The 22,905-nt window shown below is 51.4% G+C and carries 18 protein-coding genes, 1 tRNA gene and 1 CRISPR repeat array (1 of these 20 running past the window's edge); of the genes, 8 read left to right on the forward strand and 11 right to left on the reverse strand.

The genetic code is table 11. The features are described 5' to 3' along the window. Window positions 1-4,276: direct repeats of the CRISPR family, unit length 32 nt; unit sequence GTCGTACCTCACGGAGGTACGTGGATTGAAAT (it extends 1,886 nt beyond the left edge of the window). Window positions 4,277-4,764: 488 nt separating this feature from the next. Together O0S09_RS04225 and O0S09_RS04230 are read right to left on the reverse strand one after the other, a co-directional pair. Beyond that, window positions 4,765-5,214 (reverse strand): hydrogenase 3 maturation endopeptidase HyCI, encoded by a 450-nt coding sequence (locus O0S09_RS04225; RefSeq protein WP_268922707.1) that lies wholly within the window; start codon window positions 5,212-5,214, stop codon window positions 4,765-4,767. An 18-nt stretch (window positions 5,215-5,232) separates the two neighbouring features. Beyond that, a tRNA-Gly gene (locus O0S09_RS04230) sits at window positions 5,233-5,304 on the reverse strand. 231 nt (window positions 5,305-5,535) lie between these two features. Here O0S09_RS04230 and O0S09_RS04235 point away from each other — a divergent pair. Further along, window positions 5,536-5,883: a TIGR04076 family protein gene (locus O0S09_RS04235; protein ID WP_268922708.1), complete on the forward strand. Its 348-nt coding sequence runs from the start codon at window positions 5,536-5,538 to the stop codon at window positions 5,881-5,883. Between the two features lie 41 nt (window positions 5,884-5,924). Here the strand turns inward: O0S09_RS04235 and dnaJ are convergent, their stop codons facing one another. The 4 genes from dnaJ to O0S09_RS04255 all read right to left on the reverse strand — a co-directional run bounded on the left by dnaJ (window position 5,925) and on the right by O0S09_RS04255 (window position 10,070). Further along, on the reverse strand, window positions 5,925-7,094 hold the full coding sequence (dnaJ, locus tag O0S09_RS04240) for a molecular chaperone DnaJ (protein ID WP_268922709.1): 1,170 nt from the start codon (window positions 7,092-7,094) through the stop codon (window positions 5,925-5,927). 26 nt (window positions 7,095-7,120) lie between these two features. Continuing rightward, window positions 7,121-8,956: a molecular chaperone DnaK gene (gene dnaK, locus O0S09_RS04245; protein WP_425438236.1), complete on the reverse strand. Its 1,836-nt coding sequence runs from the start codon at window positions 8,954-8,956 to the stop codon at window positions 7,121-7,123. Window positions 8,957-9,047: 91 nt separating this feature from the next. Beyond that, window positions 9,048-9,569, reverse strand: a complete 522-nt coding sequence (locus tag O0S09_RS04250; protein ID WP_268922711.1) for a nucleotide exchange factor GrpE — start codon at window positions 9,567-9,569, stop codon at window positions 9,048-9,050. A gap of 177 nt (window positions 9,570-9,746) precedes the next feature. Continuing rightward, window positions 9,747-10,070: a hypothetical protein gene (locus tag O0S09_RS04255; RefSeq protein WP_268922712.1), complete on the reverse strand. Its 324-nt coding sequence runs from the start codon at window positions 10,068-10,070 to the stop codon at window positions 9,747-9,749. A gap of 88 nt (window positions 10,071-10,158) precedes the next feature. Between O0S09_RS04255 and O0S09_RS04260 the strand changes: the two genes are divergently transcribed. Beyond that, a complete protein-coding gene (locus O0S09_RS04260) occupies window positions 10,159-11,865 on the forward strand; it encodes an AMP-binding protein (RefSeq protein WP_268922713.1) in 1,707 nt (568 codons plus the stop codon). A gap of 86 nt (window positions 11,866-11,951) precedes the next feature. Here the strand turns inward: O0S09_RS04260 and O0S09_RS04265 are convergent, their stop codons facing one another. After that, entirely contained in the window at window positions 11,952-12,206 is a 255-nt protein-coding gene (locus O0S09_RS04265; RefSeq protein WP_268922714.1) for a hypothetical protein, read from the reverse strand. Window positions 12,207-12,597: 391 nt separating this feature from the next. On the opposite strand from O0S09_RS04265, the gene O0S09_RS04270 reads away from it, so the two are divergent. From O0S09_RS04270 to O0S09_RS04290, 5 genes are all read left to right on the forward strand, one after another. Continuing rightward, window positions 12,598-13,587: a glycosyltransferase family 2 protein gene (locus tag O0S09_RS04270; protein ID WP_268922715.1), complete on the forward strand. Its 990-nt coding sequence runs from the start codon at window positions 12,598-12,600 to the stop codon at window positions 13,585-13,587. After that, the gene (locus O0S09_RS04275) at window positions 13,584-14,564 is read left to right on the forward strand and encodes a glycosyltransferase family 8 protein (protein WP_268922716.1); all 981 of its coding nucleotides are present in this window, start codon (window positions 13,584-13,586) and stop codon (window positions 14,562-14,564) included. Before O0S09_RS04270 ends, O0S09_RS04275 begins: the two co-directional genes overlap by 4 nt. Window positions 14,565-14,575: 11 nt before the next feature. Next, window positions 14,576-15,442, forward strand: a complete 867-nt coding sequence (locus O0S09_RS04280; RefSeq protein ID WP_268922717.1) for a LicD family protein — start codon at window positions 14,576-14,578, stop codon at window positions 15,440-15,442. 68 nt (window positions 15,443-15,510) lie between these two features. After that, window positions 15,511-15,681: a hypothetical protein gene (locus tag O0S09_RS04285; RefSeq protein ID WP_268922718.1), complete on the forward strand. Its 171-nt coding sequence runs from the start codon at window positions 15,511-15,513 to the stop codon at window positions 15,679-15,681. Window positions 15,682-16,199: 518 nt separating this feature from the next. Then, complete coding sequence (locus O0S09_RS04290; RefSeq protein ID WP_268922719.1) at window positions 16,200-17,129, forward strand: PEGA domain-containing protein; 930 nt, start codon at window positions 16,200-16,202, stop codon at window positions 17,127-17,129. A 66-nt stretch (window positions 17,130-17,195) separates the two neighbouring features. Here the strand turns inward: O0S09_RS04290 and O0S09_RS04295 are convergent, their stop codons facing one another. The 4 genes from O0S09_RS04295 to O0S09_RS04310 are packed head-to-tail and all read right to left on the reverse strand — an operon-like array spanning window position 17,196 to window position 21,416. Continuing rightward, window positions 17,196-17,867 (reverse strand): phosphate signaling complex PhoU family protein, encoded by a 672-nt coding sequence (locus O0S09_RS04295; protein WP_268922720.1) that lies wholly within the window; start codon window positions 17,865-17,867, stop codon window positions 17,196-17,198. Then, window positions 17,868-18,617: a phosphate ABC transporter ATP-binding protein PstB gene (pstB, locus tag O0S09_RS04300; RefSeq protein WP_268922721.1), complete on the reverse strand. Its 750-nt coding sequence runs from the start codon at window positions 18,615-18,617 to the stop codon at window positions 17,868-17,870. Window positions 18,618-18,620: 3 nt separating this feature from the next. After that, the gene (pstA, locus tag O0S09_RS04305; RefSeq protein WP_268922723.1) at window positions 18,621-20,537 is read right to left on the reverse strand and encodes a phosphate ABC transporter permease PstA; all 1,917 of its coding nucleotides are present in this window, start codon (window positions 20,535-20,537) and stop codon (window positions 18,621-18,623) included. 30 nt (window positions 20,538-20,567) lie between these two features. Next, on the reverse strand, window positions 20,568-21,416 hold the full coding sequence (locus tag O0S09_RS04310; RefSeq protein ID WP_268922724.1) for a phosphate ABC transporter substrate-binding protein: 849 nt from the start codon (window positions 21,414-21,416) through the stop codon (window positions 20,568-20,570). Window positions 21,417-21,637: 221 nt separating this feature from the next. Here O0S09_RS04310 and O0S09_RS04315 point away from each other — a divergent pair, with 221 nt between their 5' ends. Further along, window positions 21,638-22,633, forward strand: a complete 996-nt coding sequence (locus tag O0S09_RS04315) for a phosphate uptake regulator PhoU (RefSeq protein ID WP_268922725.1) — start codon at window positions 21,638-21,640, stop codon at window positions 22,631-22,633. Window positions 22,634-22,905 lie beyond the last annotated feature (272 nt).

The raw sequence follows: 22,905 nt of genomic DNA on the forward strand, positions 1-22,905 counted from the left end.
CACAAACTTATCCAGTCGTACCTCACGGAGGTACGTGGATTGAAATTAATCCCTCAATAAGCCCCCCGTAGGATGTCCGTCGTACCTCACGGAGGTACGTGGATTGAAATGTCAGAGGATCCAGGGTCGCATTCTCAAGCGCAGTCGTACCTCACGGAGGTACGTGGATTGAAATTCATAAATCCAGTGTTCCCCCAGCGGAGGATTGAGTCGTACCTCACGGAGGTACGTGGATTGAAATATAGTTGTTTTCTTTTGTGGTTACAATCCTAAGTCGTACCTCACGGAGGTACGTGGATTGAAATATATACAAACTGTAACTGTTCCTAATGATACAAGTCGTACCTCACGGAGGTACGTGGATTGAAATTTGTTTTCAAGTTGCTTGGGTATGATATGGGGGAGTCGTACCTCACGGAGGTACGTGGATTGAAATGTTGAATTACGTATTTAGCAGCTTCATAACCATCGTCGTACCTCACGGAGGTACGTGGATTGAAATACATATTTGTGTTATATATTTAACTGCTTTACGTCGTACCTCACGGAGGTACGTGGATTGAAATTTTTCAAAGCAGTACAACAGGCACTCATTGCCGTCGTACCTCACGGAGGTACGTGGATTGAAATCGGCAGCGGGAGCGGTACGGAGAGCGATCCGTACGTCGTACCTCACGGAGGTACGTGGATTGAAATTCCGCCAGACGCAGAACCGACCACTAAACGAGGATGTCGTACCTCACGGAGGTACGTGGATTGAAATAGGCATCCGGGAATATAGGAGAGCAGATAGTTGGTCGTACCTCACGGAGGTACGTGGATTGAAATCTCGCAATGTGCGTAATCCGAATAGTAAGCATGTCGTACCTCACGGAGGTACGTGGATTGAAATGTTTGCTGTGCGATGCAGGATCGTCACAATCAGAGTCGTACCTCACGGAGGTACGTGGATTGAAATATGTCCCCCGAAAATGCCATTGCACTGAATCGCGTCGTACCTCACGGAGGTACGTGGATTGAAATATCTTTTGTCCGGTAGTTTTTGACCCGCACCATGTCGTACCTCACGGAGGTACGTGGATTGAAATTATCTTATCTATTATTGGAGTTTTTAAAATGGGTCGTACCTCACGGAGGTACGTGGATTGAAATATACTTGAGTAGATAAGCAACTCTGCACCGCGTCGTACCTCACGGAGGTACGTGGATTGAAATCACAATCAATCAAAAGTGGCATCATGCAGTAGGTCGTACCTCACGGAGGTACGTGGATTGAAATTCATGAGATGTTTATATAGTCATATCACCGAAAGTCGTACCTCACGGAGGTACGTGGATTGAAATCGAAAGCCGTATTAGTAGCAGCAGAAGAAATACGTCGTACCTCACGGAGGTACGTGGATTGAAATATCGCACCAGCCGCAGCAATCAGCATCAACGCGGTCGTACCTCACGGAGGTACGTGGATTGAAATTTATGCAGGATGCCAGCATTACGATGGATTTCATGTCGTACCTCACGGAGGTACGTGGATTGAAATTTGTCCTGCCAGTAGACGCCAGTCGCGAGCACTTCGTCGTACCTCACGGAGGTACGTGGATTGAAATCGAGTAACGCCGACTGATCCTGCATCTCTGGGTCGTACCTCACGGAGGTACGTGGATTGAAATTCCCAATCCGGCGAAATGCCGTCTGAAATCGTCGTCGTACCTCACGGAGGTACGTGGATTGAAATACTCGCTTCCTTTGGGATACATATACGGAGGAACTGGTCGTACCTCACGGAGGTACGTGGATTGAAATCGAAGAAGACTACACCGAAATCTACTCAATGGTAGTCGTACCTCACGGAGGTACGTGGATTGAAATTACGTTTTCCGCGTGCCGAAGCCACCCGAAAAAGTCGTACCTCACGGAGGTACGTGGATTGAAATACGTCGACCGCCACTACCTGCAAAACCCCGACCGGTCGTACCTCACGGAGGTACGTGGATTGAAATCAGTTGCCGCGGCGGGTGCTAAACTGGTAGATAGTCGTACCTCACGGAGGTACGTGGATTGAAATTACGCTTGGAAATAAGGCTGTTAACGACGACGTCGTACCTCACGGAGGTACGTGGATTGAAATCCCCAGACCACCCGTCAGAGGAGCTGTCAGAATGTCGTACCTCACGGAGGTACGTGGATTGAAATACTTGGACGCGCGAAGGCGGTCTTGCAGGTGGGTCGTACCTCACGGAGGTACGTGGATTGAAATTCATTATCGGCGGTATTGCGGCGGTCGGTGTTCGTCGTACCTCACGGAGGTACGTGGATTGAAATCGCTCCCCGCGTTTCCGGCACACCGTGACCGCGTCGTACCTCACGGAGGTACGTGGATTGAAATATTTTTCCTCGTTGGATGTTGTGGGTTTTGGGTCGTACCTCACGGAGGTACGTGGATTGAAATATATGACAAAAACGGGAAACTCATGTCATCCACGTCGTACCTCACGGAGGTACGTGGATTGAAATAACCGTAAACGTATACGTATACTGCCGGTTGTGTCGTACCTCACGGAGGTACGTGGATTGAAATAGTCTCCATCCGGATCACCCGCCGGAGCAGCTCCGTCGTACCTCACGGAGGTACGTGGATTGAAATTTCGTTCGCCATGTTTTCCGCGGAGTGCGGCAGATCGTACCTCACGGAGGTACGTGGATTGAAATCAATGATTCGGGGAGCGACCACTTGGAAAACGTCGTACCTCACGGAGGTACGTGGATTGAAATCACGTACCTGCATTTCCCAGTCTCGATCGCGTGTGTCGTACCTCACGGAGGTACGTGGATTGAAATGGTTTCCACCTTAGCGATAAACTCGTGCGGGTTGGTCGTACCTCACGGAGGTACGTGGATTGAAATTGTGCGACTGTGTTCCGGGGACAAACTACAACGTCGTACCTCACGGAGGTACGTGGATTGAAATCCATTCGCCTATCCGGCATTCGTTGGGGCCGGGGTCGTACCTCACGGAGGTACGTGGATTGAAATTGATCTTGGCTTCTGCGTGGAACCGCTCGGGATGTCGTACCTCACGGAGGTACGTGGATTGAAATTTCCGGGATATGTTGTGGGAACTGGTGACACGGGAGCGTCGTACCTCACGGAGGTACGTGGATTGAAATTTCCCCACTCAATAGCACCAGAACCTGAACTAGGTCGTACCTCACGGAGGTACGTGGATTGAAATTTTTTTGGGCTTATCAGACATTACCCCTTCCTCACGTCGTACCTCACGGAGGTACGTGGATTGAAATCGTATATGTATCCCTAGCGGGGAAACAACCGGAAGTCGTACCTCACGGAGGTACGTGGATTGAAATCATTTCCCAACCGTTATCAGTGGCCAGCTTATCGTCGTACCTCACGGAGGTACGTGGATTGAAATTTACCGAGCGGCATCCGCCCAACAAGGGATGGGTCGTACCTCACGGAGGTACGTGGATTGAAATAGTTTTCCACTTGTACACAGCCCTCTCAGAACGTCGTACCTCACGGAGGTACGTGGATTGAAATCAAATATCCTACAGCGTGGACACGACCGGCAATGTCGTACCTCACGGAGGTACGTGGATTGAAATCGACAAACACGTCAGTTGTTGCAGGCAAGCCGGGTCGTACCTCACGGAGGTACGTGGATTGAAATTACGACCAGAACGGAACAGCGTGCGAATCTTAGTCGTACCTCACGGAGGTACGTGGATTGAAATTTGCTGCGTTGCGCGTGCACACTGCGGGATCTCGGTCGTACCTCACGGAGGTACGTGGATTGAAATTCATTCAGAGTTGGCCGGAAATCAGGAACATCATGTCGTACCTCACGGAGGTACGTGGATTGAAATCTTCGATCAGTACCTCGCCAACCTCGCCCCTCGTCGTACCTCACGGAGGTATGTGGATTGAAATACCAGAAAAGAAGCCCAAAAACGGAAGCGACCGGTCGTACCTCACGGAGGTACGTGGATTGAAATTACAAAGTCCATGAACGACTGGAAGTCCTCCTCAAGTCGTACCTCACGGAGGTACGTGGATTGAAATTTGTTGTCGCAAACGGCGGTAGTGTGAACAGCAGTCGTACCTCACGGAGGTACGTGGATTGAAATTGGATGGTGCACGTTCTGCGTTTAAATCGATTGTCGTCGTACCTCACGGAGGTACGTGGATTGAAATTTTGCTTTGCGGCGTCCCGGATGCGGTTTTCGGTCGTACCTCACGGAGGTACGTGGATTGAAATATTCCACCCGTTAATGCAGGTTCTTTCCACGTTGTCGTACCTTGTTACAGTATGTGGATTGAAATACAGCAGCCTCAACTTTATTGTAATGGATACCAAGTCATACCTCGTGTAAGTACGCGGATTGAAATGGATGTGATATCCATGTAGTCCATTTCGGCATGTCATACCTGCGAGAAGTATGACGACAATCCTCTCAGAAGGTTACATCCTTCGGGTAATTTCAATCCGAGTATCTGTACAATGCACGACTTCAAATCATAATTTATCAACTGTTAATCGAGATTTCAGTTCACTAACATAGGGAGTGAAATCACCACATCAGTAACGTCTCCAAGCTCAAAACGTTCATACCCCATACAGACATCTGGATGAAACAAGACAAGAAAAAAGATAGCATGCCAGAAGGAGGAGACATACCTGTAGAGAGTCTCCCCAGTAAAACCACCTTATCATACCCTCCGTTTTCCCCAGAAGCGAATAACATTTCACCCCATCACCCCAATCCTCTCCAGATCCCCCTCCCGCACGCACCGCACAACCTCCGCAACCCCCCGTTCAACCTCCGCACTCAACCCCTCCCTCTCTCCCATCCAGAAAGGCTGCACCCCCACAACCACAATCCTCCCCGCCGCATCCGCCAAAAACCGCACCAGATGTGACAACGCCAGCATATGCGTACCTATCGCCGTATCACAAATCCGCTCCGCAGGAATCCTCCGCACCGAACCCGCCGGAAGCCCCATCTCCGCCGCATCCACAATCACCAGAAGATCCGGGGCTGCCCGACGCACCACACCCGTAAAATTCTCCGGCGCCGTACCACAATCATACGCAGCAACACCCGGCAGTCCCAGAGCCGCAACCCCCGCAGCAGTCGCAGGGCCCGCTCCGTCATCACCATGCAGAGAATTACCAACACCAAGAACAACAATCATAGAAACCGGAAAAAGAAGTGCATCGACCGGGACTCGAACCCGAGTTTAGGCGTTGGCAACGCCTAGTGATAACCACTACACTATCGATGCAAGATTGCACTAATTACAATGACGTCTACGCATTAAAATAATTCGGTTTGTGAGGTGCTGCACCGGTATTCCGAAAACATCTCACGACCCGCACCGCAGAGCCATGCCCGCCGCATCAAGGAAACACACCGACCACAAAAAGAAGAAAACACAATACAACATCTTCATTCCCGGAAAGAGCGTATGCATACAAAACCAAACAAAAACAAATGGAAACCCGGGTGAATCCCCATGAAAAAATGGTATGACGAAGAATACGAATTTAAAATCGAAGTAACAGGATTTCTCCGCAACGATCACACCGAACGCTACTGCCGAAACGGTGAAGAAATTGGAGATACCTATACCTGTACCTATGGCTGTCCCGTAAACACAGACGGACAGGGAATCTGCTCCAAAGTAATGATGATTCTGTTTCCCGTAATGGAAGCAGTCAGAAGCGGCGGAGATTTGGAAAACATCGGCGGCAGTGACAAATATACCAAAGAAATCGTATGCCCGGACGGCTGCGTCATGTTCCGGCTGACAGCAAAAAAACTGGGAAACGAGAACTTTTTCAAAGGAAAATTCTTCGATTGAATCGAACGAAAAAAATACAGAAAAATCCAAAAAAAAAATATTTATTTAAAGAAGCCGCGCTTCTTTTTCTTCTCTTCCTTCGGCGCATCAGACCCCGGAGAACTCTTCGACTCCTTCGGCTCTTTTGCATCCTTCGTCTTCGGCGCATTCCCTTCCGCCGCAAGAAGCTGCTCATACAACTCCCGCTCAGCCGCGGACAACTTCTTCGGCGTCGCAATCACAATCCGCACCAGCAGACTGCCAAAGTTCCCGCGTCTCCGGACACCCTCACCCGGAATCCGCATCCGCGTCCCATAGGAAATACCCGCCGGAACCTTCAGCGACACCTTCTTCTTATCCAGCGTCTCGATCAGAACCTCACAGCCAAGAGCAGCCTGGGCAGGTGTAATCTCATACTGCGTCACCAGATTATCATCCTCGCGATCGAACCGAGAGTTCGGCATCACGCGAACCTCAATATAGAGATCCCCGTTCGGCGCACCGTAATCCCCGGCCTCGCCGTACCCCTCCATCCGCAGACGCATCCCGGACTCAATGCCCGGAGGGACATGCACCGTAACCTTGCGCCGGACCTTCGTTCTGCCGGTACCATTACACTTCCGGCACACCGACTCCGGAATCTTCCCGCGGCCGCCGCAGTTCGGACAGGGTGACGCCGTCACCATCTGACCAAAGATCGAGTTTCTGACCTGCTTGATCTGACCGGTTCCGCCGCATTTCGGACACGTTGTAGTCTTCTTCGTCGAACTGCCCGTCCCGTCACAGTCCGGACACTGCTCGGTATGCATCACCTCGATCTCCTTCTGCGCACCAAAGACCGCATCCTCAAGACTGATCTGAATACGCATCAGAAGATCATCACCCTGACGGGGACCGGAACGCCGTCCGCCACCGCCGAAGAACGAATCAAAGATATCCCCGAACCCGGAGAAGTCCGCATTAAACCCGGCACCGCCCGGCCCTCCGCCGTAACTTCCCTTCGACGCATTCGTAAAGTTCTCGTGGCCCAGCTGATCATACTGGCGGCGCTTCGACTCATCCGACAGTACCGCATACGCTTCATTGATCGACTTGAACTTCTCCTCGGCGCCCGCCTCCTTGCAGACGTCAGGGTGATACTTCTTGGCGAGGTTCCGGTATGCCTTTTTGATGTCCGTCTCCGTCGCATTGCGGGGAACACCCAAGACATCATAGTACGATTCCGAACCCATTGTCATTCACCTGGAAAAGAAGGGGATTAGTCCTTCTTTACTTCGTAGTCCGCATCAACCACGTTATCATCCTGCTTGGCGCCTGCACCGCAGTCGCCGCCGCAGTTTCCATCGCAGCCCGCATTTGCGCCTGCCGCACCAGCGGCACCCGCTGCGGCCTGCTGCTCAGCTTGAATCTTCTGGTACATCTTCGAGGTCACCGCAAACACAACCTCCTGCAGAGCGTCCATCTTTGCCTTGATATCCTCGGTTGCCGCGTCCTCCTTTGCCAGAACTTCTTTGAGTTCGCCTGCTGCCTTCTCGATCTTTTCCTTGTCCTCGGCCTCGATCTTGTCGGCGGTCTCTTTGTCGTTTACGAGTTTCTCTGCAGCATAGACGGCGTTGTCGGCATTGTTGCGCAGCTCGATCTCCTCGCGACGCTTCTTGTCCTCTTCCTCATACTGCTTTGCATCGTTGACCATCTTATCGATCTCATCGCTGTTGAGATCCTTTCTGCCGGTGATGGTCATGGACTGCTCGTGGCCGGTACCAAGATCCTTTGCGGAGACGTGAACAATACCGTTCGCATCGATATCAAACGTCACCTCAATCTGCGGCATTCCGCGCGGAGCCGGCGGAATGCCGGTCAGCTGGAACTTGCCGAGGCTGAAGTTGTCGCGGGCGAACTGACGTTCTCCCTGCACGACGTGGATTTCAACGGACGTCTGGTTGTCGGCTGCGGTGCTGAAGATCTGGCTCTTTCTCGTCGGAATTGTGGTGTTTCTCTCGATGAGTTTGGTTGCAATACCGCCGAGCGTCTCAATGCCGAGAGTCAGCGGGGTCACATCAAGAAGCACAACGTCCTTGGTCTCGCCGGTCAGGACTGCACCCTGCACGGCAGCACCGAGAGCGACACACTCGTCCGGGTTGATGTTCTTGTCCGGTTCTTTGCCGAGGAGTTTTCTCACGGTGTCAACGACTGCCGGTACACGGGTGGAACCGCCAACGAGCAGAACGTGATCAATGTCGGATGCGGAGAGACCTGCATCGCTTAATGCCTGTTTGACCGGCTCGACAGTCTTCTGGACGAGATCGTCGATGAGCTGCTCGAACTTTGCCCGGGTCAGATCAATATCGAGGTGTTTCGGACCGGAGGCATCTGCGGTGATGTACGGCAGGTTGATGTTCGCTTTCTGCAGCGAGGAAAGTTCAATCTTCGCCTTTTCGGCTGCGTCCTTTAACCGCTGCATGGCGACTGCATCCTTTCTGAGATCCACTCCCTCCTTCTTTTTGAACTCGTCGGCAAGGTAGTCGATGACTCTCTGGTCGAAGTCATCGCCGCCGAGACGGTTGTTTCCGGCGGTTGCCTTGACTTCAAAGAGACCGTCGTCAAGCGTCAGGATGGAGACATCGAATGTTCCTCCGCCGAGATCGTAGACGAGAACGGTTACTTCGTTTTCCTTCTCCAGGCCATATGCAAGAGCGGACGCGGTGGGTTCGTTGATGATACGAAGAACTTCAAGACCTGCGATCTTTCCTGCGTCTTTGGTTGCCTGACGCTGTGCATCGTTGAAGTAGGCCGGAACGGTGATGACGGCTTTCTGTACTTTTTCTCCGAGGTATGCTTCTGCGTCCATCTTGAGTTTCTGCAGAATCATTGCGGAGATCTCCTGCGGAGAGTACTTCTTGCCGTCGATATCAACGTGATAATCACTGCCCATGTGGCGTTTGATGGAACTGATGGTTCTCCCTGGGTTGGTGATTGCCTGACGTTTTGCGACGTTTCCTACCAGCCGTTCGCCGTCTTTGGAGAAGCCGACGACGGACGGGGTAGTCCGGAATCCTTCGGCGTTTGCAATGACGATCGGACTGCCGCCTTCCATGACGGCAAGGCAGGAGTTGGTTGTTCCAAGGTCGATTCCAATTACTTTGTTACTGATTTTATCTGCCAATTGTTTCACCTTTGTGAAGTATTCATTCGTTTCCACGTGATACGGCAACTTTTGCATGCCGGAGCACTTTGTCATGCATGGTGTAGCCGCGTATTGCTTCGTCGATGACGGTTCCTTCGGGCGAGTCGGACGGGATGTGGGCGACTGCTTCGTGCCGGTTGGGATCAAACGGGGATCCTTCGGCATTCATGGGTTCTACACCGTTGCGGGAAAGGACGGAGAGATACAGTTTGTGTATCTGTTCGAGTCCTGACCTGAGATCGTCGTCACCGCCTTTGAGTGCACGTTCGAAGTTGTCCAAAACGTCAAGCATGTCGCGGGCAAACTTTTCGTTCGCGTAACGAACGGTGTTTTCTGCATCACGCTGGGTGCGTTTTTTGTAATTTTCAAACTCTGCGACGAGACGGAGATACCGGTCGTTTACCTCATCATATTTTTTGGTGAGTTCGGCAACCGGATCAACCGGAGTCTCTTCAACGGTAGTCACCGGAGGTTCCTCTGCCGCCGGTTTTTCTTCAGCCGGGGTTTTCGTTTTTTTCTCCATGGTAATTACCTGATACTTGTACAACTAATTATTTGTATTGCAGTTCTATATAAACATTTGTTTTAAGGAGATTTGCGGATATTTGGCAGTTTGATAAAAGAGGATGTTTCCACGCGAATTCCGAAAAATCAGATCCGATCGGCAGTTACCAAAGGTAAGGGAGCGCGAAGGGAGGAGTTACGTTTTGGGCTTGCCCGGACTGGGGTCGGGATCTTTTTTGCGGTAGAGTTTTCCGAGTTTCCAGCAGAGGGCAGCGAGGGCAACTGCGGTGGTTGCAGGGAAGAGAAAATGCAGCCAGCCGCGAAAGGTGTTGACGTATTCGACCGGGACGGTCTGGAGGGGTGATCCTTCATAGGCATGCATTTTGAGGATGGCGGCGTCGACAATCGGCATGCCGTAGGTTTCAAAAAGGGAACTGAGGAGAAAGTCCACGGCAAATATTGCAAGGAAGCAGCAGGTGGCAACAGTTATCCAGAGTCTGCGTATCGTTCGTCCCATCATGTTTGTATCGGTATCGATTCTGCATAAATGTTTTCCCGTAAGATGACCACGAGAGTTTATCCCCGCAGGCGTTCAATACTAGTACTGCATGACCGAAACGGCAGCACACAATATGACGGATTACGAGGAAACTTATTCCACGTTCTCGATTGCCGTGCCGGAGTACTACAACTTCGGATTCGACGTAGTCGATGCATGGGCGAAGAAAGACAGAAACAAGCTCGCGATGATCTGGACGAATCAGAAAGGGGAGGAGAAGTATTTTACTTTCCGCCACATGATGAATCTGTCCAATCAGATTGCGAATATGATGTTTAAGCAGAACATCGGTAAGGGCGACCGTGTGATGATTCTGCTGCCGCGGGTTCCGGAATGGTGGACCTTTGCGATTGCAGCGATTAAGATCGGTGCTGTGTTCTGTCCGTCTCCCTGCATTCTTACTCCGCACGATCTGAAGTACCGTATTAATCAGGGTAAGTTCAAGATGATTGTGACGGATATGGAGAACTCCTGGAAGATTGAGGAGATCCTGTCCGAGTGTCCGACGCTTTCCGTGAAGTTTCTGACGGACGGGGGACTGCCCGGATGGATTAATTATCAGACAGAGCTTGTCCACCCTGCACCTGCGTCAACGAAGCTGATTCCGCTGGCACGGAGTGTCCGGACGAAGGCAGCCGATCCTATGCTGATCTTCTTTTCGTCGGGTACGACGGGCGAGCCGAAGATGGTTCTGCATACGCATGCGTATCCGCTGGGGCATATTGTGACGGGCCGGTTCTGGTATGATCTGACGGAGAATGATCTGCACTTTACGGTTGCGGATACGGGATGGGGTAAGTCATCGTGGGGGAAGTTCTACGGTCCCTGGATGCAGGGGGCCTGCGTGTTTGTGTATGATTATCGGGGGAAGTTTAATGCTACGGAGCTTCTGCCGTTACTTGAGCACTATGAGATTACGACGTTCTGTGCGCCGCCGACGATTTACCGGATGCTGATCTTAGCGGATCTTGAGGCGTTTGATTTTTCGGAGCTGCGGCACTGTGTGTCGGCAGGTGAGGCGCTGAATCCGGAGGTGACGCGTGTCTGGGAGGAGGCGACGGGGAAGACGATCTATGAGGCGTACGGTCAGACGGAGACGGTGATGGTTATCGGTACGTTCCCGTGTATTCCGAATAAGCCGGGGTCGATCGGGAAGCCTGCGCCGGGATGGTGCGTGCAGCTGCATGATGAGGACGGGCATGAGGTTCCGGCCGGCGAGGAGGGGAAGATTGCGATCAAGACGAAGGATCCCAGTCCGGTTGGTCTTTTTAAGGAGTATCTGGATAATCCCGAGGCGACGTCATCGGTGTTTGTGAACGGCTGGTATTATACGGGCGATAAGGCGGTGAAGGATGAGGATGGATACTTCTGGTTCATGGGCCGCGATGATGATATCATTAAGAGTTCGGGATACCGGATCGGCCCGAGCGAGGTGGAGTCGGCACTGATTGAGCATCCGGCGGTGAAGGAGTCGGCGGTTGTGGGCAGTCCGGATCCGATCCGCGGTGTGATTGTGAAGGCGTTTGTGGTTCTGAAGGATGGGTGGAAGCCGTCGGATGAGCTGATCAAGGAGCTGCAGAATCATGTGAAGAAGACGACTGCGCCGTATAAGTATCCGCGTGCGGTTGAGTTTGTGGAGGAGCTGCCGAAGACGATCTCCGGGAAGGTGCGCAGGGTTGAGCTGCGCGACCGGGAGATGCAGCGGTATCAGGCTCTGCACCATAATGATTCGGACGGAGAGTCCGGGTCACCATAATTTTTTTCTTTTTTTGCGGGAGATTTTTTTGTCAGCGGGCTTGAGCTGGGTAAGTTCGGGAACAAAATGAACAGTGGTGATGAAATTTATTCGTACCCGAGCATTCTTTTCACCCGTTGTTCGAGTTTTTTGTATTCGGGGGAGTCATGGATGGCACGCCGGAGTGCCTGGGTCTGATATTCGCGGGAAAATTCTTCGCAGGCTTCGGTGACGATGCTGGCGACAGAGGTGTCACCGCGGGAGAGGGCAATCTCTTCGAAGAGTGCGTAGGCTTCCGGAGTCAGGCGTGCATAGACTTTGATCCGTTTGTTTTTTGCGGCAGACAAACTCCCTTTTCTCATTCCAGATAATCATACAATTTTGCAGAATTTATTAATTCTTGTCATATTTGTTCCATTTTGGAACAAATGGCAGACATATGGAACAGTTTTGGGTACATTGCTCCGCCAGATATTTTTGGTGCAGGATGCATACCTGAAGTACCGGCAGGTTGTGTACTCCGGTTGATGATACAATGTCTGTAGTGTATTTGCAGAACCGGTTACGCGGCAGGGAGGGATAGGCAGAGGAGTCAGGGATCGTTTGATGACTTTTTGAAAAAAACAGCTGTTGCCGGCCCCATAGCGTCGCCAAACTGCCTGTGAGGTCCGGCTCTGTTTTTTTCGCTGTGGCGATATATGAAATTTTCTTTCGCGAAGAGCGTGAGCTTTCGCGTTTTGTCTGGATGAATGTATGAGTTCTTCGAAATCTGTTACGGTTGAGCGGTTGAGTACGGAAACAGCACCGCTGTTTTCGGTAATTATGCCGGTGTATAATAAGGAGCCGTATATCCGGGATACGATTGCGTCAGTGCTTGCGCAGACGTGTTCGTCGTATGAGGTGGTGATGATCGGCGGGGTGTCTTCGGACAATACAGATGGGATCTGCCGGGAGTTTGCAGCAGCGGAGCCGGCACGGTTCCGATTTGTGGTGCAGTCAGGGAAGGGTGCGGCGAATGCGAGAAACGACGGGATTCTTGCGGCACGCGGAAGGTATGTGGCGTTTCTGGATGCGGATGATCTCTGGGTGCCGGAGTATCTGGCGGTGATGGAACGGCTTATTGCGGATTTTCCGGCGGCAAAGATGTTCATCGGCGGGCATCGCTGGAAGTTTCAGGACGGGCATGTGATGAACAGAATTATGTCGGTTCCCCGCGGATACATCGATATTTTCCGGGCAAGTATGGAGTATGACGGTTTTGCCATCCAGACGTTTTGTGTGGTGTGTGAGCGTGCGGCGGTTATGGATATCGGATTGTTCAGGACGGATTATGTGATCGGGGAGGATACGGATCTGATTACGCGAATGGCGTTACTTCATGAGGTCGCATATGAACCGCAACTGCTTGGAACCTATCTGGCGGAGCTTCCATCATCACTCTGCAAGTACAGCAGAGGATTTGTGGTACAGGTTCCCGCAGATGCGGAGTTGTCAGCAGCTGAACAAACATCCGAGATCGTGAGTTATCATGAGCGATGGATTCTCTCAACGGTTTTGAATAATCTGGATCGCGGCAATCACAAGGAGGCACGGGATCAGCTTTCCCGTGTAACGGTTGGATGGAACCGGCATAAGAGATTACTGTGGTTCTTGTCCTATCTTCCCACACCACCCTGGATGCGAGTTCATGAGGTTTTCAATACGATCGTCTGGCGTCACAAATGGGATGAGGAGAAGGCATGAGAGAAGAACGACTGCATGTAATGTTTGGTGTCTGGGATTTGGCCGATCAGTACAATCAGCACATCGGCGTTACGATAACCTCTCTTGTGATGAACTGTTCCCTGCCGGTAACGGTACATCTGTTGTACGATGAAAATCTGCATAAGACGTCTCCTGAGTACCAGGAAACTCAGCTGAAATATCATCAACTGGAGGGGATGTTCGGCGTTGAAATTTGTTATCATCACATTGAACTTCCGGAGTATGTTCTCAATCATCCGGGAACAAAACAATGGACTCCCGCAGCGTACCTGCGTTTGTTCGCTCCGAATCTTTTGTCAGGTATAGACTGGGTTCTCTATCTTGATGGCGACATTGTTGTTACCTGTGATCTGGCAGAAATATGGTATCAGGAATGGTGGGATGAAAATTTTTCCGTCGCCGCAGTTCGTGACAGCTGCATGTTTGACTGGGATAAATCTATTTGGAAACGTCATGAAGAAATGAACGTTCCTCATGAAAATTATTTCAACTCAGGTTTTCTTCTCATGAATTTGAAAAAAATCCGGACTGAATACAATCTAAAATCCACAACAGAAAAGATACTGAAAAAATACCCGGAGCTCCCCATGCCCGATCAGGATTTATTAAACATTGCCTTTTCTCAGGATGTGAAAATTCTGCCGGAAACATACAACAACTGTGTTTTATTCCATCCGGATAATGATTACACAAACTGTATTATCCATTATATTGGAGAGAAGCCTTGGAGAAATATCACACATCCAGTTTCTTATGAGTACTGGCGTTACCTCTTTCTTTCTCCGTGGGGGAATACACCTGAGAAATATATGCCATCCGTGAGATTGCTGGTATCCCGTGCCCCGCTTGATGATGTGGTACTTACGGGGCGTATCATCTCACTTCGGAAATTTGTGTGTAATCTCCTCCGTCGCGGATGGAATGAAGTACGCGGCGTGAAGAAATTCAGGTGGTAGGTGGATGTTGGATGAATAATCAGTTAAGAAAACTGCAGCTCGTGCAGTTAATAATTCTTCTTGAAGTCAATCGAATCTGTGAGAAACATTCGATCCGTTATATTCTCACGGGCGGCACTCTATTAGGAGCAGTACGCCATCAGGGTTTCATTCCTTGGGATGATGATATTGATATCGCAATGCCAAGAGAAGAGTATGAAAAATTTCTCTCTGCTTGCAGTACTGAATTGACACACCCCTTCTATCTGCTCAATTCCCAGACCGAAAGAAACTACGTCTATCCATTTCTCAAAATCTGCTTGGATGATACGATTGCATTAGAAGGTTATCTTGCCCGGATTCCCATGCATAAAGGAGTCTGGATCGATATTTTTCCCTATGATAATTTTCCCGATGGAAAAATACAAGCCTCGGTATATCTTTTCCTGAGAAAATATTTCCTCTCTGCAATGAGCGTTCTCCGGAATTATTTTCCCACAACCTCTCCATTCAGAAAATTATATCGCTATTGTGCGACGCTGCCTGTTCGTTATCTTTCCGATAACCGGTTAGTATTGATCCGGGAACGCGTGTATTCACATTACAATACCCAGCAGACAAAAAAGAAAATAGCAGCAGCATTCTCCGCAAAAACCGATATCATGGATGCCGATATTTTTGATGCTGTCATGTCTCTTCCTTTTGAAGGATTTTTCTTTCCGGTCCCCGTGAAATACCATAATGTTCTTACCAATGTGTACGGGGATTACCTGACACTTCCTCCGGAAGACAAGCGGCAGAATCACGGACTTCTGAAAATTGAGCTGGGAGAGTATGAGAGTATGGAGGAGATTGAGAGAGTGTTAGCCACATACAATCCATCGATAGAGCTGCCATAGAAATATTCCTTATCCTTGGGGTACGCGATGAATGCCGGAAATGTCTGGAAATACAGCGGGAGAGCCGGATGAAAACCGCAGACGGCTATGCAGGCGTCAGTGAATGGTTCGATGCAGCCTATGCGGACAGGCCGCATTTGATCAGAATCTGTAAAACAATCCTGCATCTGCTGTGGATGGGAAAGCATGCGCCCGGATACCTGCTCCGGCATCTGCGGAAACGGTGTCGGCAGTCCTGACACCATACCCCAAACCTCTTTTGATCTTAGAAACATCTACAGTAAAGAATAGCATCCCGCACGTGAGAAAATTTTCATTTCCGGAGGTGAAAATCGGTCATCACAACATTCATCACAACATTGTGTACAAATCTGAACATCAGAACAAAAAAAGAAGGGCAAAGAAATTAATATCCGTCCATCAGCAGAAAATCCGCGATATGGACATGCCTGGCCCCCTCCACAATCTCAAACACAGAATCTGCTGCATATACTGGTTGCGGGAAACTATTGACATGTTAGGGGTATACCCTGAAACATTCCGGACTCTCACCACATGTTTAGGGGGTATAACCCTAAACATATTTCCTGTAGGACAACATATTCTGCCCATACCCAGAAACATTTTTTCCCAAACAAACACAAAACCCCGACCGCATCACAGACGGGAGAGAACACCGCATCCCCCCATCCCGTCAGAAAATATATAGCCTCCCGAACGAAAGAGAAGAGATATTCAAACGAAGTATGTGACCGCGATGAAACACCAAAAACTCACCCTCTGCCTCCTTGCAGTACTCCTCCTTGCCGGACTCTGCTGCATGCCGGCAGCCGCCTGGCACTCCAACACCGACATAAAAGTATCCCCCTCCGGCGTACTCATGCCGGGAGACACCGTTACCGCCGAACTGGAAATCACCATTCTCCGGAGCTTTCCCACAGATCACCAGCTCTACCTGACGACCGATCTCTCCGACGCCAAGTGGACCTGCGAAATTACCCACGTGGAAGGAACACCGCTCACCACACTTCAGCGCACCGGCAAATACTACTCCATAAACGGATTCATCCTCTCCTACTCCCACGAAATCATAGCAACCGTAACCGTAACCGGCACGATCCCCCAGAACACCCTCGGTGACGAATACCTGCTCCTCAGCGCAGAGGAAAGTACCGGCAAAGTGGTCATCTCCACCGCAGAAAAGAAAATCATCGTCGGCTCCTCAGCCGCCACCGCAACACCCACCAAAACACCAACAAAAACTCCGACTCCGACCCCCACCGCAACAGGAACAACAACGCCGACCGCCACCGCAACCCCGACTCCGACAGCAACACCCACGCCAAAACCCACCCCGACCGTTGCAACCCTCATCATCTCCTCCAACCCTGCCGGGGCCAACGTCTTCATCGACAACAACTACAAAGGCTTCACTCCCACCACCCAGACCGACATTGCCCCGGGAACACACGTGGTTCTTCTGAAAAAAGAAGGATATCTTGACGACGAACAGACAATCAAATTCGAAGCGGGCACAACCTACGACATCAGCTTCGTCCTCTCCAAAGAAGCAAAAGCCTCCGAAGTCTTTATGGATCTGATCAAACAGCACCCGACCATAGCACTCATCGGTGTCATCATTATCGGATTCGGCGTACTCGCACTCCTGATACGGCGGAAACGCTGATCTTTTTTTCAATATTTTTTCAGATACCCGGGGCATCACTCAGTGACGCCCGAAAAATAATCAGGATCAGCCCGTCCGGCTGATACCATCAATCGACACACGCTTCCCGGTCTGCATATAATAGACCTTCTCACCCATCCGGCAGGCATGATCCGCACACCTCTCCAGATACCGGTTTATCATATGATATGCACTGCACTGCGGAACAACCGAAACATCCTGCTCCATCGCTGCAACACAATCATCATAGATGACAGAATACATCCCGTCAACCGCCTCCTCCATCCCCGCAAGCGACCCCAGCGACACAACCTCCCCCGCCGCAAAACTGTTGTACACAATCTCCAGCATCGAAGTCGTCACCCGGCCCATCTCACCTATCTGCTTCGCAAGCGGGGCAACATGTGCACGATCCGTAAACTGCACCACAAGCTCACCGATATCCTTCCCGTACCGGCCTACCCGCTCCGACGACGTAATCATATCCAGACTACAGGCAATCACACGGAGATCGGTAGCCATCGGCTGATTCAGCGCAATCAGCAGCACCCCCCGCTCGTTCAGCAGATCATACTGACTTGCAATATACTCCTTCTGCCGGACAACATCCGCCGCAATCTCGCGATCAACCGTCTCAAATGCCATCAGGGAATTTTTCAGCATACCTAAGGCAAAACGCCCGTACCAGTTTACCTGATCCTTATAGGAACCCAGTTCCAGATGAAAATACTCATTCATTTAACCAAACCTTCCGGTCACATAACGTTCAGTCAGCTCTTCTGCGGGATTGGAAAAGATCTTCTTCGTATCATCCACCTCAACAAGTTTGCCGAGATACATAAAACCGGTCGTATCACTCACCCGGGCAGCCTGCTGCATATTATGGGTGACAATAATCACCGTGTACTTCTGTTTCAGATCGGTAATCAGTGTCTCAATCTTCGAGGTTGCGATCGGATCCAGTGCCGAACACGGCTCGTCCATCAGAATAATCTCCGGACTCACCGCAAGTGTTCGTGCAATGCAGAGACGCTGCTGCTGACCTCCGGATAGTCCGAGGGCCGAATCATGCAGCCGGTCTTTGACCTCATCCCAAAGGGCAGCCCCCTTCAGACTGTTCTCCACGATTGCATCAAGCCTCCCTGCATCCCGCTCGCCGTGGGCACGCGGGCCGTAGGCGATGTTGTCATAAATCGACTTCGGAAACGGATTGGGACGCTGAAAGACCATGCCGATCTGTTTGCGCAGCTCTACCGGATCAGCGTCCAGAATATTTTCGTCCCGAAACAGAATCTCTCCGGTAATCTTACAGGTTGGAATAAGATCATTCATTCGGTTCAGACAGCGGAGAAGTGTGGACTTCCCGCAGCCGGACGGACCGATAAGGGCAGTAACCTTCTTCTCCGCAAACGGAAAGTCCACGTCAAAGAGTGCCTGTTTTGAACCGTACGAAAGGTTCAGATGATGTGTCTGAATAACGCTTGTCATAATTTATCTCAGAAGTTTCTGTTGGAAATGCCTGCGCAGAAGAACTGCGGCAAGATAGATTGCCATCACGAGCACAATCAGCACAACGGCTGTTCCATACTGCTGTGCGGTCGCGCCCGGAACGCTGGTCGAAAGGACATACAAATGGAACGGCAGCGCCATAACAGGATCAAAAACATCCATGGTGACGAACCGTTTCGTAAACACCACCGCAGTAAACATGATCGGTGCCGTCTCTCCTGCGGCTCTTCCGATGGAGAGAATAGCTCCGGTCAGAATACCGGGAGCAGCAGACGGCAGGACGACTTTTTTAATCGTCTGCCATTTGGTTGCGCCAAGACCGAGCGATGCCTCCCGCAGGGAACCCGGCACGGACTTGAGTGCCTCTTCCGTGGTTCTGATAATCGTCGGCAGAATCATTAAGGCGAGACAGATCTGACCGGCGAGCATACAGATGCCCCAGTTGAGATAGATCACAAAGAACGCAAACCCGAACAGACCAAACACAATGGAAGGCGTACCATTCAGGAGATCGTTTCCGATCCGCAGTGCACGGGTCAGGAAATTCTCGCGGGCGTACTCGATGAAATAAATCGCGGCCCCGATACCAATCGGAAGTGCCGCAAGAATCGCACCGCCGACGAGCTGCAGGGTACCGATAATCGCCGGGTAAATACCTCCGTCCCGTCCCAGGTCGCGGGGACCTTCGGTGAGGAACTCCCATGAAATTACAGGAAGACCATTTGAGAAGATGTCCCACAGAATGACCGCGAGGATCAGGATGACCGCGGCAGTACAGGCATAGATAACACCGAACGAACCCAGCTCGGCAATTTTGTGGGAGACCTTTGCCCGACCGAAGTACCAGACGCAGGCCAGCGCAGCAGCGACCACTGCCCAGAGAAGACCGAGAGCCGCCGCAAGGAAGCAGAAGAATACCACACAGAGTATTGCGGCTGAAAACAGTTTCAGCCGCTTTCGGCATCCGGCAGAAAGACGCGGCGCGGATCCTCGTCCGGCCTGTGTCCGTTTCATAATCCAGGCGGATGCAAGGTTTACCACAAGGGCAATGACCAGCAGAATGACCGCAACACCGAAGAGGGCATAGTAATGCATACTGCCTGTTGCCACCTCCGCCATTTCGATACCCAGGGTTGCGGTCAGGGTTCTGACCGGCGAAAGAACGTTCCAGATGGGTTCAGGGATGATCGCAGCGTTTCCGGCAACCATCATAACCGCCATGGTTTCACCGATTGCCCGTCCCATGCCGAGAACAACCGCGGCGGAAATTCCGGATGCGGCGGCAGGCAGAAGAACACGGGAGATGGTGTGCCAGTAGGTTGCACCAAGACCGAGGGATGCTTCCTTGTAATCTTTGGGAACCGCAAATAGCGCATCTTCGGAAACGGAAACGATCGTCGGCAGCGCCATGATTCCCAGAATTACCGAGGCGGCAAGCCAGGAGAACCCACTCGGAATGTCAAGGGTTGTCCGCAGGAAGCTGCAGAGAACCACCATGCCAAAAAAACCGTACACGACCGACGGAATTCCGGCAAGGAGTTCGATGATCGGTTTTACCATGTCGCGGATTCTGGGCGGGGCAAGATAGGAAAGGTACACCGCAGTGGCAAGACCTAAAGGAACCGCAAAGATCAGTGCCCCAAGGGTGACAAGCAGTGTGTCAATAATTAATGCGGCAACGCCGTAGGAAGGAACAGAACCGGTCGGGTTCCAGTCAGCGTTGAAGAAAAATCCGGATATTCCCACTTCGGTGAATGCAGGAAGAGCGGTATAGATCAGATAACCGAGGATGAATACAACAGCAGCAGCCGATAGCAGGGCGGTAAGAAGCCAGACGAATCTGATGACTTTTTCCCGCACAACCCGGCTGCGGGCTGCAGTGTTTGTGTGTTCTGTCATTGTTTCCCCGAAAAAAAGATGGTTGAATCTTTATGCGACCGGGACAAAGCCGTTGTCGCGTAAGATTTTCTGGCCGTCGGCGGAGAGGATGAACTCAAGGTAACTCTTGGCAAGACCGGTTGGTTCACCGTCGGTGATCATGAGGAGCGGACGGTTGATTGTGTAGGTTCCGTCAATGACGGTGGCGACCGAGGGGGTGACTCCGTCGATGGTGAAGGCTTTGACGGTGTCGTCCACGTACTCAAGGGAGACGTAGCCGATTGCGCCGGGAGTCTGGGCAACACTCTTCTGCACAGCCCCGTTCGAGTTGAGTTCCTGCATGGTCTTTGCGGCATCCTCTTTGGCTAAGACGAACTCGGTGAAGAACTCCCGGGTTCCGGATGCGCTGTCACGGCCGACGAGGACGATTTCAGTGTCTGCGCCGCCGAGTTCTTTCCAGTTAGTGATTCTGCCCTGATAGATGTCTTTTACCTGTGCAAGCGTGAGGGCGGAAACGCTGTTGGACGGGTGGGCAATGATGGCAATGCCGTCACGTCCGATGACATATTCTTTGAAGGTGTGACCTTCCTTTTCGGAGGATTTCAGGTCACGGGAGAGCATCCCGATATCTGCGGTTCCGGAGGATACGGCGGTAACACCGACTCCCGAGCCGCCGCCGCTGATCTGAATGTCGGCGGTTGCGTGTTTGTCCATGTATACTTCGGCTACTGCCTGGGCAACAGGAAGAACGGTCGTGGAGCCGGCAACCGAGATGGTTCCGGCAGGTTCGGACGGAGTGTCTGTGCCGACACATCCGGCCGAGAGAACGGCAAGAGCGAGGACTGCTGCGGTAAGGATGGCAGCAAGACCTGCTTTGTTGAAACGCTTTGCACTACGCATACTAATTACACCCGGAAGATTGACGCCGTTATGCGTCAGCTTCCGCTCATTCTGTTGAGGATAATCCGGTATAGTGATGATCGACATAGTCTCCTGCGGTCACTATCGCAACTATTCGGATGCAGAGTTTCTATTCACCTATTGTGCGTATAGAGATTCTATAGATGTCAATAAATATTGTTGGTGACATAGAGTATTATCAAGTTATGGAAATCCGGAAAGTGCAGGTTACAGGCGGGTCGTCGTATGTGATTTCTCTGCCGAAGGGCTGGGTGCGCCAGCAGAAGATTGAGAAGAATGATCCTGTCGGGGTAATTGCCCAGGCGGACGGGACGCTTCTGCTGACGCCGAATCTGACGTATGACAGTACGATCCGGATTAAGGAGTTTTCCCTGAAGGATTATCCGGTTCCGGATATGCTGCTGCGGTCGCTGATTGGTGCCTATATTTCCGGGTTTACGACGATTCGTGTTACGTCTGCCGGCCGGATTCCGCCAAAGGTGCGGCAGGTGGTGCGGAAGTTTACGCAGATGACGATCGGTCAGGAGGTTGCGGAGGAGAGCGACAACAGTATTATTCTGAAGGATATTCTGAATCCTTCGGAGATGCCGTTTGAGAATACGATTCGCAGGATGTATGTGATTGTGAAGGCGATGCATGAGGATGCGCTGTATGCGCTTGAGCAGGGACGCCGTGAGCTTGCGGAGGATGTGTCTGCACGTGATACGGATGTGGATCGTCTGCACTGGCTGGTGCACCGGCAGTTTTCTCTGATTGTGACGAATCCTGCATTGTCGCGGAGGATGGAGATTGCTCCTTCGAAGGCTGCGACGTATTATCAGATTTCCCGGATTATTGAGCGGGTGGGGGATCATGCGGTGGCGATTTCGGAGGCGGCGCTGGTGCTGATTGATATGCGGGTGGATCATACGGTTGTTGCGAAGGTGACGAAGGCGGGGGAGGCGGCGCTGGATATTTTCAACCGGAGTATTAAGGCGATTTATGCGGATAGTATTCCGGAGGCGAATGCGATTATTGAGGCGGCGGATGATCTGCTGCCGGAGTATCATGCGCTGTCGGTGCTGACGCAGAAGATGAAGGTAAAAGAGGCGGTTGCACTGACGACGATTGCGAATAGTATGCACAGGATTAGTGAGTACAGCTCGGATATTGCGGAGATTCTGATTAATCAGATGGTGGGTGCGGAGGGGAACTGAAAGGATGAGAATTTCTCTCAACCCCTTTTTCGATGTGATGTGACGAAAGTACTTTGTAGTTTTTTCTGGAAGCTGTTGGTGGGGGAGTGGTGAGTGGGATACCTGAAAAAGAAAACGCAGATAACGCAGATGCGTCGCTTCGCGCCGCTGCTTCGCTCGTCGCATTTGCTCTTCGTCGCTCGCCATCCCGCCCAGAGCTGGGCGGGCGGCGTTGCTATCGCAAGCGCGACGGCAAATGCTCGCGAAGCTCCCACTCATCCCTTATCCTGCAC

This window comes from Methanocorpusculum vombati (assembly GCF_026891935.1).
GTDB lineage: Archaea > Halobacteriota > Methanomicrobia > Methanomicrobiales > Methanocorpusculaceae > Methanocorpusculum > Methanocorpusculum vombati.

Coding starts and splice junctions, on each gene's coding strand:
- O0S09_RS04265 (WP_268922714.1), bottom strand. CDS start 12,206: ATGAGAAAAGGGAGTTTGTCTGCCGCAAAAAACAAACGGATCAAAGTC.
- O0S09_RS04250 (WP_268922711.1), bottom strand. CDS start 9,569: ATGGAGAAAAAAACGAAAACCCCGGCTGAAGAAAAACCGGCGGCAGAG.
- O0S09_RS04280 (WP_268922717.1), top strand. CDS start 14,576: ATGAATAATCAGTTAAGAAAACTGCAGCTCGTGCAGTTAATAATTCTT.
- pstB (WP_268922721.1), bottom strand. CDS start 18,617: ATGACAAGCGTTATTCAGACACATCATCTGAACCTTTCGTACGGTTCA.
- O0S09_RS04270 (WP_268922715.1), top strand. CDS start 12,598: ATGAGTTCTTCGAAATCTGTTACGGTTGAGCGGTTGAGTACGGAAACA.
- O0S09_RS04310 (WP_268922724.1), bottom strand. CDS start 21,416: ATGCGTAGTGCAAAGCGTTTCAACAAAGCAGGTCTTGCTGCCATCCTT.
- O0S09_RS04285 (WP_268922718.1), top strand. CDS start 15,511: ATGAAAACCGCAGACGGCTATGCAGGCGTCAGTGAATGGTTCGATGCA.
- O0S09_RS04225 (WP_268922707.1), bottom strand. CDS start 5,214: ATGATTGTTGTTCTTGGTGTTGGTAATTCTCTGCATGGTGATGACGGA.
- O0S09_RS04255 (WP_268922712.1), bottom strand. CDS start 10,070: ATGATGGGACGAACGATACGCAGACTCTGGATAACTGTTGCCACCTGC.
- O0S09_RS04275 (WP_268922716.1), top strand. CDS start 13,584: ATGAGAGAAGAACGACTGCATGTAATGTTTGGTGTCTGGGATTTGGCC.
- dnaJ (WP_268922709.1), bottom strand. CDS start 7,094: ATGGGTTCGGAATCGTACTATGATGTCTTGGGTGTTCCCCGCAATGCG.
- O0S09_RS04260 (WP_268922713.1), top strand. CDS start 10,159: ATGACCGAAACGGCAGCACACAATATGACGGATTACGAGGAAACTTAT.
- O0S09_RS04235 (WP_268922708.1), top strand. CDS start 5,536: ATGAAAAAATGGTATGACGAAGAATACGAATTTAAAATCGAAGTAACA.
- O0S09_RS04290 (WP_268922719.1), top strand. CDS start 16,200: ATGAAACACCAAAAACTCACCCTCTGCCTCCTTGCAGTACTCCTCCTT.
- O0S09_RS04295 (WP_268922720.1), bottom strand. CDS start 17,867: ATGAATGAGTATTTTCATCTGGAACTGGGTTCCTATAAGGATCAGGTA.
- dnaK (WP_425438236.1), bottom strand. CDS start 8,956: ATGGAAGGCGGCAGTCCGATCGTCATTGCAAACGCCGAAGGATTCCGG.
- pstA (WP_268922723.1), bottom strand. CDS start 20,537: ATGACAGAACACACAAACACTGCAGCCCGCAGCCGGGTTGTGCGGGAA.